Source organism: Paenibacillus sp. FSL R7-0216, from assembly GCF_037969915.1.
GTDB lineage: Bacteria > Bacillota > Bacilli > Paenibacillales > Paenibacillaceae > Fontibacillus > Fontibacillus rhizolycopersici.
Window position 1 is genome coordinate 2,702,456 of record NZ_CP150222.1, and the last position, 14,017, is coordinate 2,716,472.

Annotated in this window: 16 protein-coding genes and 1 riboswitch; of the genes, 5 read left to right on the plus strand and 11 right to left on the minus strand. The window is 51.3% G+C overall.

Features of this window, described 5'->3' with window-relative positions:
• Positions 1 to 37 precede the first annotated feature (37 nt).
• A complete protein-coding gene (locus tag MKZ15_RS12180; RefSeq protein WP_339816354.1) occupies positions 38 to 952 on the minus strand; it encodes a polysaccharide deacetylase family protein in 915 nt (304 codons plus the stop codon).
• 430 nt (positions 953 to 1,382) lie between these two features.
• Here MKZ15_RS12180 and MKZ15_RS12185 point away from each other — a divergent pair, with 430 nt between their 5' ends.
• Positions 1,383 to 2,309, plus strand: coding sequence for an L-lactate dehydrogenase (locus tag MKZ15_RS12185; RefSeq protein WP_155605926.1), 927 nt, complete (start codon positions 1,383 to 1,385; stop codon positions 2,307 to 2,309).
• Between the two features lie 153 nt (positions 2,310 to 2,462).
• Here MKZ15_RS12185 and MKZ15_RS12190 read toward each other — a convergent pair whose 3' ends face one another.
• Positions 2,463 to 3,707 (minus strand): MFS transporter, encoded by a 1,245-nt coding sequence (locus tag MKZ15_RS12190; protein WP_339816355.1) that lies wholly within the window; start codon positions 3,705 to 3,707, stop codon positions 2,463 to 2,465.
• Between the two features lie 18 nt (positions 3,708 to 3,725).
• Entirely contained in the window at positions 3,726 to 4,181 is a 456-nt protein-coding gene (locus tag MKZ15_RS12195; RefSeq protein WP_155605924.1) for a CBS domain-containing protein, read from the minus strand.
• Between the two features lie 164 nt (positions 4,182 to 4,345).
• Here MKZ15_RS12195 and MKZ15_RS12200 point away from each other — a divergent pair, with 164 nt between their 5' ends.
• The 3 genes from MKZ15_RS12200 to xerS are packed head-to-tail and all read left to right on the plus strand — an operon-like array spanning position 4,346 to position 6,610.
• Positions 4,346 to 4,783 carry a MarR family transcriptional regulator gene (locus MKZ15_RS12200; RefSeq protein ID WP_339816356.1) on the plus strand — a complete coding sequence of 146 codons (438 nt, stop codon included), beginning with the start codon at positions 4,346 to 4,348 and terminating at the stop codon, positions 4,781 to 4,783.
• A 57-nt stretch (positions 4,784 to 4,840) separates the two neighbouring features.
• Positions 4,841 to 5,497 carry a spermine/spermidine synthase gene (locus tag MKZ15_RS12205; RefSeq protein WP_193416211.1) on the plus strand — a complete coding sequence of 219 codons (657 nt, stop codon included), beginning with the start codon at positions 4,841 to 4,843 and terminating at the stop codon, positions 5,495 to 5,497.
• Positions 5,498 to 5,527: 30 nt separating this feature from the next.
• The gene (gene xerS, locus MKZ15_RS12210) at positions 5,528 to 6,610 is read left to right on the plus strand and encodes a tyrosine recombinase XerS (protein ID WP_339816357.1); all 1,083 of its coding nucleotides are present in this window, start codon (positions 5,528 to 5,530) and stop codon (positions 6,608 to 6,610) included.
• Positions 6,611 to 6,692: 82 nt separating this feature from the next.
• On the opposite strand, the gene mobB is transcribed toward xerS, so the two are convergent.
• The 5 genes from mobB to MKZ15_RS12235 are packed head-to-tail and all read right to left on the minus strand — an operon-like array spanning position 6,693 to position 10,497.
• Positions 6,693 to 7,181: a molybdopterin-guanine dinucleotide biosynthesis protein B gene (gene mobB, locus MKZ15_RS12215; RefSeq protein WP_339816358.1), complete on the minus strand. Its 489-nt coding sequence runs from the start codon at positions 7,179 to 7,181 to the stop codon at positions 6,693 to 6,695.
• Positions 7,182 to 7,225: 44 nt separating this feature from the next.
• Positions 7,226 to 8,494 carry a gephyrin-like molybdotransferase Glp gene (gene glp / locus MKZ15_RS12220; protein WP_339816360.1) on the minus strand — a complete coding sequence of 423 codons (1,269 nt, stop codon included), beginning with the start codon at positions 8,492 to 8,494 and terminating at the stop codon, positions 7,226 to 7,228.
• Entirely contained in the window at positions 8,491 to 8,835 is a 345-nt protein-coding gene (locus MKZ15_RS12225; RefSeq protein WP_339816361.1) for a hypothetical protein, read from the minus strand. The genes glp and MKZ15_RS12225 overlap by 4 nt, the downstream gene beginning before the upstream one ends.
• Positions 8,836 to 8,872: 37 nt before the next feature.
• Entirely contained in the window at positions 8,873 to 9,805 is a 933-nt protein-coding gene (locus MKZ15_RS12230) for a dihydroorotate dehydrogenase (protein WP_339816362.1), read from the minus strand.
• On the minus strand, positions 9,802 to 10,497 hold the full coding sequence (locus MKZ15_RS12235) for a dihydroorotate dehydrogenase electron transfer subunit (RefSeq protein ID WP_193416206.1): 696 nt from the start codon (positions 10,495 to 10,497) through the stop codon (positions 9,802 to 9,804). Before MKZ15_RS12235 ends, MKZ15_RS12230 begins: the two co-directional genes overlap by 4 nt.
• Positions 10,498 to 10,688: 191 nt before the next feature.
• On the opposite strand from MKZ15_RS12235, the gene MKZ15_RS12240 reads away from it, so the two are divergent.
• Entirely contained in the window at positions 10,689 to 11,516 is an 828-nt protein-coding gene (locus MKZ15_RS12240; RefSeq protein WP_339816363.1) for a polysaccharide deacetylase family protein, read from the plus strand.
• A 50-nt stretch (positions 11,517 to 11,566) separates the two neighbouring features.
• Here the strand turns inward: MKZ15_RS12240 and MKZ15_RS12245 are convergent, their stop codons facing one another.
• The 3 genes from MKZ15_RS12245 to MKZ15_RS12255 all read right to left on the minus strand — a co-directional run bounded on the left by MKZ15_RS12245 (position 11,567) and on the right by MKZ15_RS12255 (position 14,013).
• On the minus strand, positions 11,567 to 12,268 hold the full coding sequence (locus tag MKZ15_RS12245; RefSeq protein ID WP_339816364.1) for a 3D domain-containing protein: 702 nt from the start codon (positions 12,266 to 12,268) through the stop codon (positions 11,567 to 11,569).
• 7 nt (positions 12,269 to 12,275) lie between these two features.
• A riboswitch (cyclic di-AMP (ydaO/yuaA leader) is annotated at positions 12,276 to 12,444 on the minus strand.
• 197 nt (positions 12,445 to 12,641) lie between these two features.
• On the minus strand, positions 12,642 to 13,364 hold the full coding sequence (locus MKZ15_RS12250) for an amino acid ABC transporter ATP-binding protein (protein WP_213623009.1): 723 nt from the start codon (positions 13,362 to 13,364) through the stop codon (positions 12,642 to 12,644).
• Entirely contained in the window at positions 13,351 to 14,013 is a 663-nt protein-coding gene (locus MKZ15_RS12255) for an amino acid ABC transporter permease (protein ID WP_155605916.1), read from the minus strand. Before MKZ15_RS12255 ends, MKZ15_RS12250 begins: the two co-directional genes overlap by 14 nt.
• Between the last annotated feature and the right edge of the window lie 4 nt (positions 14,014 to 14,017).

Below are 14,017 nucleotides of genomic sequence, written 5' to 3' on the forward strand. Positions count from 1 at the left end.
AGTTCGTCTCTCATTATACCATAGGCGCTTTCCGCCGTTATAGACGCGGATCGTTCCCGAAGTTGACCGTGACATGCTGATCAGGTTTGTAAACGGCAAAGGCATAGCCCTTGCTTTGCAAGTATTCGATAATTTGCGGTAAAACCTTTACGGTTTGCGCTTTCTCATGCAGGAGAATCACTTCTGTGTTGCGGTGCGTTTGACGCTTCACTTCTTTGAGGATCGAACTGGGGCTATCCGGATATTTCCAATCCTTAGAATCAACCGTCCAATCCCACATTTTAAACCCGGCTTTGGCGATGTCGCCGCGGAATTTCTCACCGATTTCCGGCTTGCTGCCATAGGGAGCGCGAATCAGATTCGGCGTAGTTCCGGTTAGCTTCTCAAACAACTGCTGTTCTTTCGTAAATTCCTCCACGAAATGAGCAGATCCATTCCCGTCGTACAATTTCTTCTTGTTGTGCGTCATGCTATGTAGACCAATATAATGACCAGCCTCCAGCGTCTGATTAACGGCCTCTTTATGGCTGCTGAGTTGATTTCCGATCATGAAGAACGTACCGTGGATCTGATAACGCTCCAAAATATCAAGCAGCGGCTCCGTGTATTTGCTAGGTCCGTCATCAAAGGTCAGATAGATGACTTTCTGCTTCTCTGTGGTTTTAGGTTTTTTGTCGGGTACCGCCGGAGGTTTCGTCTCGACCGTTGGCTGAACGGGAGGCGTTGGCTTGTCTTCTACCGGTGTTACAACGGGTTCTACAGCAGGCTGAGAAGGCTCCGATCCAGACGGCGCTATGCTCTGCTCTTGCTCCCCCTCTTCTGCAGCCGCCAATTTCGCCGGTATAACCACGCGGGTAGGCTTCTGAAACGGGAGCGATTCATGTAACAGCGGGGCGACCGCCATCGCAGTCAGTGCCAAAGATGACGCTGCCAGGACGATCGCTGCTGTCATCACGAGCTTCACCGGTCGTGTTGAACCAGAACGTGCGGTGCGCTCTCCATGTTTTTCACTTCGTCTTCCGTAAGGCGACATATCGTTCACCGGTTTCCTCTCTCTTTTTCTAATTACTAGAATAATATAAAGCGAGAGTTTCGTCCTTACAGAATCGTTAATCGTTGGTTACAAAGTGATAACATGTTTTGGATAATGATATTTAGTTAACATAATATTTATTATGTTGTTTTTCTATTGAAACTGAATATTCCACATTTTACTTTAAATTTTGAGCTTATTTCAGGTACAATGGAATTTGGGCGAACTACATATCGCGCTTTCTCCTTGAAAGCGACGAAGCGACCTGAACACATGCAAAACAACAGGTTAAGAATGCAAGCCTTGGCGCAAGCTAAGGTTTGGAGAATACGACGAGGAGATGAAAAAAATGAAAAACAAATTGCGTTCCAGCCGGGTTGTTATCATCGGCACGGGGGCGGTTGGCGCAACAACCGCTTATACGCTGCTCTTAAGAGAACGGATTTCCGAGTTGGTGCTGATCGATGCCAATAAAGAAAAGGCACTTGGCGAAGCACTCGACATGAATCACGGTCTTCCCTTTACCGGCGGGGTAAAGCTTTGGGCCGGTGATTACAGCGATTGCGCCGATGCCGACGTTATCGTGATCGCTGCAGGTGCTTCCCAACGTCCTGGGGAGACCCGAATCGATTTGCTGAAGCGGAATGCCGGCATTTTCGATAACATTATTCAGAATATCGTTAAATATAATGACCACGGGATAATTCTTGTGGCCACGAACCCGGTTGACATTTTATCTTATGTCACCTTGAAGAAGAGCGGATTCCCGTCCAATCGCGTGATCGGTTCCGGGACCCTGCTTGACAGCGCACGTTTCCGTTATTTGATCGGTCAAAATAAGAAGATTAACCCGCGCAGCATCCATGCGCATATTATCGGCGAACACGGGGACTCGGAGCTTCCGCTTTGGAGCTTGGCCAACGTTGCGGGGATTGGTTTGGAATTCTCCGAAGAAGATCGTAAGGAGATTTTCAACAGCACGAAAAATGCCGCATACGAGATCATTAACGCCAAAGGCGCCACGTCGTACGCGATTGCGCTTGCGCTGGACCGGATCATCGTCTCCATCCTGCAGAACGAAGCGTCCGTGCTGAACGTTTCGACGCTGCTGACCGATTACAACGGGGTATCCGACGTTTACCTCGGAGTGCCGAGTATTGTGGACCGCTCCGGCGTTCGCGAAGTGCTGGACTTGAAGCTGAGCAATGAAGAGTTGACCCAATTCCACGCCTCTGCGAATAAACTCAAATCGGAGATCGCTAACCTGGATTTGTAATAACAACATCCCTTATTTTCATCGAAAGCGTAAAATAAAAAAGCGTCCGGTCTGCTGCGGGTATGGCGGCACCGGACGTTTTTTTGCCCAATCAATTCACGTGATGAACTAACGTTAATTTATGCTATTAATTACACCCGCTATCGTCCTCAATTAATGCCCCGAGCGAACCTCATCAACATGTTTGACATGCTTATGATTGATGGCAATGAACAGCACGGCAAGCAGTACGAAACCGGCGCCTACGAGAAACGGGACATGTGGGTTAAACCACTCGGCTAGTTTACCGGCCAAAAACGGAGCCACCGCCCCGCCCAAAAACCGCAGGAAGCTGTAGGCGGCCGAAGCCGTGGAGCGCTCGACTGGCGCGGCGTTCATCACCGCCGTAGTAATCAGTGTATTGTTGTTTCCAAGCAGTGCCCCTGCGGCAATGACGGCGACGATAATCACCCATTGGGTATCTGTCCAAATTCCCATAGCCAGCAGCATGAGAGCAAACAGAAACAGCATGGCCCCCATCGATTTCACCGTACCGAATTTTTCTTGCAGCTTAGGCGCTGTCACTACAGAGGTAATTGCCAACAGAATGCCCCACGCTAGGAACACGTAACCCAGACCATGTTCATCCAGCCCCATCACAAACGGAGCATAAGCCATAAGTGTGAAGAAACCGATGTTATAGAAGCAGGCGGTTAATCCCAACACAACCAGGGAACGGTAGCTCATGGCCCGGAATGGGGCCATTACGGAAGTGCGCGTAGCTTTTGAGCCGCCCTTCTCGGATGATTTAGGCATGAGGATGCTGAGACCAACGAATGCGATAACCATAAGCGAGGCTACACCAAGAAACGGCCCGCGCCAGGAGATAGCTCCCAGCCAGCCGCCGACGAGCGGGCCGACCGAGATGCCGAGGCCAACCGCGGCTTCGTAGAGAATAACCGCTTTGGCGGTCCCGCTGCCGGATAACGTAACGATGGCCGACAAGGCCGTAGCGACGAACAAAGCGTTGCCGAGGCCCCAACCTCCGCGCAGACCGATAATCGTCCACACGTCGTCGGCCATTCCGCCCAGCGCGGAGAACACCGCGATCACAACGATGCCGGCAAGCAACGTCCACTTGATGCCGATCCGGGAGGAGATCGCCCCGGTAATCAACATGGCGACCGCCATCACCGCATTATAGCTGGTGAACAGCAAGGTCACTTCGCTTTGCGAAGCGTTCAGACTGGCCGCGATGGCCGGCAGGATCGGGTCTACCAACCCCAAGCCCATAAAGGCGATAATCGAGGCAAAAAAAACAGCCCAAACGGCTTTGGGTTGTTTTAATAGACTCTTATTTTCGAGTTCTAAACGTTCGGTAGTTTCAGATAACACTGCTGTTTTTGACGATGATGACATAAAGACTCCTTCCCCGGGTTATAAGAAAGATTTAAAGGAATGCCTGATCACATCTCCCCGGCTGATAATTCCGACAAGCACCCCGTTGCGTTCGACTGGGAGCTTCTTAATCTGCTTCTTCCCTAGAATCGCCGCAATGTTCTCAATTTCTTCATCCCATGAAACGGTATATACTTTCTTCTTGCCGATTTCTTTGACGTTGAGGTCAAGCAACCGCTGTGCGCGCTGTTCAAAATCCTCCTGGTCGCCTTTAAATACAGCGACATAATAAATCGAATCCACCACGACGTCGCGGTGTTTGCCGATGTACCGCATAATATCGCCGTCACTGATGTAGGAGACGATCTCATTCCGTTCGTTGACCACCGGAAGCCCGCTGATGCGATATTCCATGAATCTTTCGATGACGGAGCGAACCGTATCGGTCTCCTTGACTTTGTAAACTTGCTTAATCATGATCTCATGCGCTTGCATGGAATATCCCCCTCATATAATTGTATTATACAACTACACAAATTGTTGTCAATTGCTCGACCTTCGTAAAAGCGCTTCCCTCTACTCGAGGCCTGCATTCATTTAATTTCATGTCCATTCTATGATACGATAAACTTATCCTATTTGCCTGTGAGGTATTTGAAATGATCGATGAAAAATCGCTTGAAACCATCGAATTAGAGATGGCTGTATTATACCGACGGATAACTACAGCAACGGCTTCCGGAAAATACGGTAATTTAGACCGTTCCGCCTACCTGCTGCTGCATCGCATTGGCGCTCACGGCGCGGTGGGTGTCAAATCATTGGCCGACGAGTATCAGCTGGACATTTCAACCGTCAGCCGTCAAACGGCTGCGCTCGAGCAAAAAGGTTATGTGCGGCGAATTCCGGATCCGGCGGATCGACGCGCTTTTTTCTTGGAGATTACAGAGCTGGGCGCTGAAGAGTATGCCGTTTATAAAGAAGGTCGGTTAACGCGTATTCGCGAGCTTCTCTCGGATTGGGCGGAGGAAGAAACGGAAATCTTTGCCGCTTTGCTGCAAAAATTCAATCATGCTCTGCTGATTTCAAAATCCTGATATGGTCCAATTAGTTTACATAATATATATTATGGTAATCAAATGGAGGTAATCCTGATGAATGATATCGATATGCCGCTTGAAATCATTGAAAATGCCGTAACGCCTAGAGGCGAAATCCAGTTGCAACGGCGCGGCGAGGCGTTCGAAATCATCAGCAACGGCACCTTTCTGATGGCTACGTATAACGGCGAGTCGGAGCGCCTGCTAGTCCGCCGTGCGCTGGAGTTGGTCCCTTCGCCCGATAAGGTGCTGATCGGCGGCTTAGGCGTCGGTTTTTCGCTGCAGGAAGCGCTTCTCGACCCCCGCGTGAAGGAAGCGACCGTTGTGGAGATCGAAGCCAAGGTGATCGATTGGAACCGCTCTGTCTTGGCTCATGTCAATGGTCATGCTCTCGAGCAAACGAGAACACGGTTGATCCATGCGGATTTGGTTGCCTGGATTCGCGAAACGGCGGAATCGTTCGATTTGATCTGCCTTGACATCGACAACGGACCGGATTGGAAAGTGTTTGACGGCAACGCCTCCCTGTACGATGCGGCCGGTCTTGCGGCCCTACGAAACCGGCTGCGGCCTGACGGGTGCTTGTCGTTTTGGAGTGCGACCCCCTCGCCTGATTTCGTCCTGCGGTTGAGGGAAGTATTCGGGAACGTGGAGATCCGCGAAGTCCCGCAAACCCACGGCGAGCCGGATTACATTTTTTACGTACGATAACGGAAGCCAGAAATCTCAGGAGGGACCAACATGAATATTCAGAAAATCATCGATCGCCGAAGGTTGGACGAGAAGGTCGTTCAGATGCCCTGGTTCGTGCAGCAGTTTATCGACTATAAGCTGCCGGACCTCTCCCCCTCCACCTTGCTCGAATATGTGCGCGACTATGAGCAGTTTTTCGGATGGCTGCGTGCAGAAGGATTATCGGCGGCGGCGACGAACGGCCAAATCACGCTCCTGGATCTAGAGACGCTGCACATGGAGAGCATCGTCGGTTACCGGTTGCACTTGACTACGCGAACGGAGAGCACGAACTCCAAAATTACCGTGTCGCGAAAAATGTCGTCCTTGCGCTCGCTTTTTCATTATCTAGGCCAAATCGCCGAGGATGAAAACTTTTATCCGCTGTTGAAACGAAATATCATGGCCAAGGTGGAAATTAAACGCATTCATAAACCGAAGGATACGGCAGCCAAGCTCAAGGGCAAAATTCTGGAAGAAGACGAACTGACCGAATTCATCGCCTACATTGCCGAGGGATACGGCCACGATGTTGCGGATAACAAGCAGGCGTTGTATGCCTATGGGCTGAATAAAGAACGGGACGCCTGTATCGCGAGCCTGATTCTCAACTCCGGATTACGCGTCTCCGAGGTCGTAAACCTGAACGTGGATGACTTGGATCTTACGAATAAGCTCATTTACGTCTATCGAAAAGGCAATAACGACGAGTCATTCAAAACGCCCGTTTATTTTCGGGAACAATCCAAGGATGATTTGGCCGGCTATATGATGCTTCGCCAGACACGGTATCAAACCCCTAAACGGGAAAAGGCGTTATTCGTGGCCATTCCGAACGGTAACAAAGAAGGGAAACGAATGACCAAGCGCGCCATTCAAGCGATGATCATCAAGTACGCTAAACGGTTCGGCAAGCCGTATTTGACGGTCCATAAGCTGCGGCATTCCTTCGCCACCGACTATTATTTACAGAACGATATTTACAAGACCAAAGAGCAGCTCGGCCACGCTTCAACGGAGACGACAGAGGTATATGCTCACCTCACTGACAAAACGATGTCCGAGGCGATTGAGCGTCGCGCCAGCAGTTAATTGTCCATGGACACACTTCGCTTTTATGAAAAGAGGACTTCCCTGCAGTTTATGCGGGAAAGTCCTCTTTGCGTCCAAACATCTACAACCAGTTTTGCCGGATATATTCGGCGATTTGCGCGATCTCGTCGCGTTGGAACCGGCGTGGATCCGCCTCGTTGACGGGAAAGTCCGCTTCTTTCTGAACAATGGCGCAAACCTGTTTCAATTCATGGATTAACGGCTCGTCTTCCGTGGAGCGCAGCAGCACCATTTTCGGATACGGTTCCTGCTTGAAGCCTTCCACCAAGATCAGATCATAGCCGGCGAAATGATTGATGAGCTCGGATAGCGGCGTTTCTCGCTCTTCGAAAATCGCTGTTCGCCAAGGCGAAGTAATCGCTGCTGCTGCAGCACCGGCCTCCCGATGGCGAAATGAATCCGTGCCTTCCCGATCGGCATCAAACCCGTGCAAGTCATGCTTGATCACGGCTACGCGAAGATTCATGCCATTAAATAACTTTGCCAATCGAGTGATTAACGTCGTTTTCCCGCTATTTTTATAACCGACGATTTGTAAAACCGATACCACGCCAGCCCCTCCTCCATCCTACGAAACCCATAATTGAATCAAATTCAGAGATTACCTCCCGGCAGCTTCAGTACAGTTACTCGCTCGCCCGCTTCCATCCCCGTACTGGAAGGAGGGATCACGATCAACGCATCGCTGTCCTTGATCGTGATCATTACGCCTGATTCGTCCAGCTCTGCCGGAATGGCGTAAAGCTTGCCTTCGCGGAGCTCCAGCCGGCCGCGCACGAAGCGGGTAAAGTTATTGATTTTGGGATAAGGTCGGGCTAGCTCTGCCGTCAACTCAGGCAGAAACGGCTGAACGATTCCCATCATCTTTCCGATCGCCGGACGGACGAACAGCTCGAAACCAACGAAGCAAGCCCCCGGGTTACCGGATAATGCAAACAGCAGCTTTCCGTCCTTCACTGCGGCTGTCGTTACGCTCCCCGGTCGCATCGTCACTTTGTTGAACAGCATATCCACGCTGCCGCCCGACACCAGATCAGCCATGATATCATAGTCTCCGACAGATACGCCGCCGGTAGTGACGACAACATCGTAGTTGGCGAACGCCGCCTCAACCTGCGCCTTCGCCTTGGTTAAATCATCCTCGATCGCCTCGAACAAGAACGGTTCGCCGCCTGCTTCGGTAATTTGGCTGTACAGCAAATACGTATTACTGTTACGGATTCGCCCGTCTTGCAAAGGTTCATCGATGCGCAACAGTTCCGACCCCGTGGAAAAAACCGCGATTCTCGGGCGTCTCATTACCGGGACGCGGTGGATGCCGAATGTGGCCAACACGGAAATCTCGCCAGCCGACAGCTTGCGGCCAGCCTCCAGAATCACATCTCCCTCGGACAACTCAAGCCCGATCGGCGTAATATTCTTACCCGATTCGATTTCGCGAATCAATCGGATAAAGGTCTGACCTTCCTGGAGCACAGATTCGGTCATTTCGAACATGACAACGGCGTCGGCTTCATCGGGAACCTTGGCCCCGGTCATAATACGGGCCGCTTGTCCCGGCTTTAACTTCGCCTTGGGAACCGATCCAGCAGGTATCTCATCCACCACTTCCAGAAGGACAGGATGTCCTGCATGGCAATTTGACGTATCACTGCTCAAAATCGCGAACCCGTCCATGCCCGAGCGGCGAAAATGCGGATACGGGTGCGGTGCGACGACCTGCTTCGCAAGAATTCGACCGTAAGCCTCAGGTAGCGAAATCATCTCGGCTTCCGTTGCCTTCGCATAAGGCATGATTTTCGCCTGTGCTTCGGCTACCGGAAGCGCTTTGCGGCGAAATTTATCCTGATCGGCTTCTCTCATCGCGGATTCGCTCCATTCCCCTGCTGTTCCAGCAAATAATGATCCAGCATCTCTGTCGTTCGTTTTGAAATCTCTTTAATTTCTTCTTTGCTCAAATTGTCGTAATGAATGCCCATAACGACGGTGACGGTTCGGCCTAGCGACGCAGAGGCGCGGCGGGCATACTCTTCGCTTAAGGTATGCTCCTTGTGCCCTGGCACAGCGGAAGTCAACGCTTCAGTGCCTTCACCCGACGGATAAGCGGTTGACGCCGCGCCAATGTGCGAGACGCCTCCCGTGATTAGCAGCAGCAAATCACGTCCGACCGGGATCGCTTCCAGCTTGATATCCTCGAATGACAATTGCCGCAGCTCCCTTCCAAAACAGTATGCCTTTATTTTATAGGATTCCGCGGATTTCGTCCAAGGCCTGGATGCCTTCCCGGTTCATCCATGCCTCAAGATCGCTGACCAACCGCTCCCCCGCTCGCAGGTTTACGAAATTATGGGTCCCCACCTGAATGACGGTCGCGCCGGCCATGATAAACTCGACAATATCCTCTGCACTGCTGATCCCGCCCATTCCCATCACCGGGATTGTCACGGCATGACTGACTTGATGTACCATTCGCAAAGCGATCGGCTTGATAGCCGGACCGGACAGACCGGCATATAAATTGTCAAAGATGCTCCGCCGCTTGAAGATGTCGATTTTCATCGCCGAGAACGTATTGATCAGCGATACGCCGTCCGCATGTTCTTCCTGGCACATCACGGCCATACCGACGATATCCTCAGCGTTCGGGGACAACTTGACGACCAGCGGCAGCGCCGTTGCCGCCCGGACCTCGCGGACCACCTGACGGGCAATGTCTGTTTTGATCCCGTAGGCCATCCCTCCGGCTTTAACGTTCGGGCAGGAAATGTTCAGCTCAATCATGTCAACGGCGGTTCTGCCTTCCTGCTTCCGCCTAGCCGCATCCTCATTTATCAGCTTGGCGCCTTCCACATACTCTTCAATCGAATTCCCGCCCAAATTTACGATTCGTGCCAAATCAAGCTGCTCCCACCGCGGGCATTCTTCGCGCAGGAAGGCGGCGACTCCCGGATTCTCCAGGCCAACGCTATTCAGCATCCCGGACGCCGTTTCCGCAACGCGAATCCCGTCATTCCCGGCCTTCGGATGTAACGTTAGCCCTTTGCCAGACAATCCGCCCAGCTTGTTAATATCGTAAATTGCCCCATACTCTTTGCCAAAACCAAACGTCCCGGAGGCCATGACGACCGGATTCTTAAAAGAAACCCCCGCGAGGCTGCACGTTAATCGAGTCATGCGAACACGACCTCCTCCGCTAAAAATACCGGCCCGTCTGCACAGGCCTTCTTCCGTCCGTCTTTGCATTGCACGCTGCATACAAGGCAAGCGCCGATGCCACAGGCCATACGATTCTCCAAGGAAACGTAGACCTTGGTTTGGCCGCCGCTTTGTGCTTGTTTGCGCTGGACCGCATGCAGCATCGGATGAGGCCCGCAGGCGATCACCGTATTATAGTTCCGAAAATCTACCCGATCTAATATCGAGCCGCCCACGTCAACCGTGACTCTGCCACGGGATGCAGCTTGAAACTCTTCGACCATATAGGACTCGCGGCTGTAGCCGAGGTATACGTCGGCCTCCGGCGCTTCACGCAGTGCGTAATAAAATGGGGCGATGCCGATTCCGCCGCCTACGAAAGCCGTCTTTCCCTCCAAGGGCGGAAATCCGTTGCCAAACGGACCGTCCAGTGTTAATGAATCCCCAGGCTTCAGTCCGGATAAACGTGCGGTTCCTTCCCCCGCAACCAGAACCAGGAACTCGATTTGGTCCTCTTTGAGATCAAAGATGCTAATCGGACGGGAGAGCAAAGGATATTGATCCCCGGCGCGCAGCATATAAAATTGCCCCATTTTCCCCGTGAACTTCCCTTGCACTGTGAGCTTGAACACCCCATGCGCGACTTCTTGGTTGGCCACTACAGTTGCCACGAATCTATCACATCCCTCTCATTTATGCTTCATCAAAGGATGCAATTTTTCGCCAAGAACGTCTGTGATTTATCTCACAACCGCATATTGGTTTCCATAACTGCTGTTTTTTTATCGTTTTCATTCATTTTCTGCAACAGTTAGGGAATACTACATCTTAGGTACAGTATGGGAATGAAGGAGGACTAACCTTGCTTATCCAGCTTAAGAGAGCACTATTCTTGTGCATGGCCGCTTCTCTATTTATTTACAGCGGCTCCGGGCTTCAGACTGTTCATGCCTCCTCAGTTGTTCATGAAACAAGGAGTCAGTCGGATAAAGGAGATCTGAAAGAGAACAAGGCGGCACCTGTGGACGCCAAACCAGTAGATCTAAGCGAGCTGCGACGCAAATATTCGGAGACCTTCAAATTCCGAGGTCCGGAAGTGAAACAGATCGCCCTGACCTTCGATGACGGTCCTGATCCACGATTTACGCCACAAATTCTCGATGTGCTTCATCGTAAAGGGATCAAGGCAACCTTCTTCGTGGTCGGAGTACGGGCTAAGAAATTTCCCAAGTTGATGCAACGGATCCATCAAGAGGGGCATCTCATCGGCAATCACTCCTTCAGTCATCCGAATTTCCGCAAGCGCTCCGTCAAACAATTTCAAACGGAAATCCTGCGTACGGAGAAAATTATCCAAAATTCCGTAGGCTACCGCCCCAAGCTCATCCGCCCGCCTTATGGGGAGATTAGGGAGGAACAGGTGCAGTGGGCAAAGAAAAACGGCTATACCCTCGTCAATTGGAATGTAGATTCGCAAGATTGGAAAGGCATCGACAAAAACAAGGTTAAATCAAACGTGATTGATACCGCGGGTCCTGGCTCAATTATCCTTCAGCATTCGGGCGGCGGTGTCGGATCCAATCTGAACGGTACGATTCAAGCTCTGCCGGAGATTATCGACACGTTGCAGGCGCAAGGTTATCATTTCGTCGATCTGGCCGAGCTTCTGCAAACAACCAAATATCGCTAACGCAAAAGAGCTCCCTCGTCTGAGGGAGCTCTCTTGCTTGTGATCGTGTCCTATTTCAGTACGTACAGGGTAACGTCTTGATAGCCGAATGCTTTCGCGGCAGTTGTGCTCCCCGGAATAAAGATATCAATGCGGTTCCCTTTAATCGCACCGCCCTGATCGCTGGCTGTAGCCACAAACGCTTGATCCGGCAAGCCATCATGGCTGTGTCCGGTTACCAGGACTTTCGTGCCCATCGGGATGACCTTCGGGTCAACGGCGATAGTGCCGAGCTTCAGCGGGTTGCCAAAGTAGTCTACCGCGCCCCATTTTCCATTTTCGCTTGCCGACGCGGTATATGCCGAGGCTTTCACATTAATAGTTTGCGAGTAAGTAAACGTTTTTCCCCAAGCCTCAACGACGTTGTCGTTAGACATCACCTTCAGCTTGGATGCGACAGCTGTCGTCGAAGTTGCGGCCGGCACAACCTCCTGTTTAGCCGGTGCGGCGGAAGCCAAAGCCAATGCGCGGGTTTCTCCCCCCGGAATGGTGATGTTCAAGCCACCGTATATATTCTGCGGATTAATGGTTGGATTTGCGGCGATCAGCTTGTTCAATTCCACGCCGTATTGTTTGGCAAGAAGATAAAAGGTGTCTCCCTCCACGGCTTTATGTACCGCGTCTGCATGGACGGAAGCCGTCTGCAGGGTAATCGTCAAACTTGCGGCGATCAACGCCGATGCTGCTATTTTAGACCAAATGCGACTTTTCAATGAATTGCCCTCCTTTTTACTGCGCCTGCGGAGTTAGTTGTCGGATTCGGAAAAAAGGAACGTTCCCGGCGCATCCATTGACGCGCTTCACCCCAAGAAACGAATTCGGTTCACCCTGGTTCGTTATCAGCTTTCGTCCCCCGCACCTTGAAGTAAGGTTTCGGCTTATTGAATATATCACAATTTTGTAACCAGAAGCTCAGGTAATTCTCACCAAATGGCTCAAAACCTTGATAGGACGGGTTACATTTTTGTGTCCAATCGTAAACGTAATGTTAAAAAAGATCATATGTTCGGCAGCAAAAAGGCAAAAAAAGGACCGCCCGAATCTATCTTTTCGGACGGTCTATTGCGTCTTATTTTGAACAACCTCTTAGAGAACCTTGCTCAGGAAATCTTTGGTCCGCTGATTCTGCGGCGATCCAAACACCTCTTGCGGCGTTCCCTGCTCGAGGATCACGCCTTGATCCATAAACAGGATACGGTCGCCAACCTCACGGGCAAACCCCATCTCGTGTGTAACGATAACCATCGTCATGCCCCGTTCCGCCAGGTTCTTCATGACATCGAGCACCTCCCCGACCATTTCCGGGTCCAACGCCGATGTCGGCTCGTCAAATAGCATGACATGCGGTTCCATGGCCAGCGCGCGAGCAATCGCAATCCGTTGCTTCTGGCCCCCGGACAACTGGGCCGGATATACGTCCCGCTTATCTTCCAAGCCCACGGTGTGAAGCAGATCCATCGCGATCGCTTCCGCCTTGCTCTTGTCGAGTTTTCTCACGCGAATCGGAGCTAGCGTAATGTTGTTGATCACGGTTTTGTGCGGAAACAGGTTAAAATGCTGGAACACCATCCCCATTTTCTCGCGGGTTTTATTAATGTCGTGTCTCTTGCCGGTGATCGACGCGCCTTCAAACGTAATCTCGCCTTCGGTCGGAACCTCGAGCAGATTCAGACAACGGAGGAAGGTACTTTTTCCCGATCCGCTGGGACCGATCACGACGACGACTTCCCCTTTGGAGATTTCTAGGTCGATTCCGCGCAAAATATGCAGTTGACCGAATTTTTTATGCAAGCCTTTAACGGTGATCACTGGTCTTCAACTTCCTTTCGAACACGCTCAAAATACGGGACAGCGTGAATGTCAGAATAAAGTACATGATGGCGATGATCAGATAAGGCGTCATCCCGTCGTACGTGATCGTGACGACCGATTGCGCTTGATAAATGAGCTCGGCCGTACCGATAATCGAAACGATCGACGATTCTTTAATGATGGTGATAAATTCATTGCCGATCGCGGGAAGCACCGATTTGATCGCTTGCGGAATAATGATATGGCGCATGGCCATCCCTTTCGTCATCCCCAGGGAACGTGCCGCTTCCCCTTGTCCGCGGTCGACGCCTTGGATGCCGGCTCGGAAAATCTCCGCCAGATAGGCGGAACTGTTAATCGACAACGTAATCGCCCCGGATTGTATCGGCGTGAAGTTCACGTCAAACACAAACGCAAATCCGTAGTGAATAATCAAGAGCTGAACCATCATCGGCGTGCCGCGCAGAAATTCGACCCAGGCATGACCGAGAAACCGCACGATTCCCCAAGGCGACATCCGTATCAACGCGATGAGTAAACCAAGAATAAAGCCGCAAAATACGCTTATTGCTGCCAAGAGCAGCGTATACTGGACACCTGCCAAGAAGTAACTGCGGTATTCCATAAACATCGATATTAAGTCCATAACG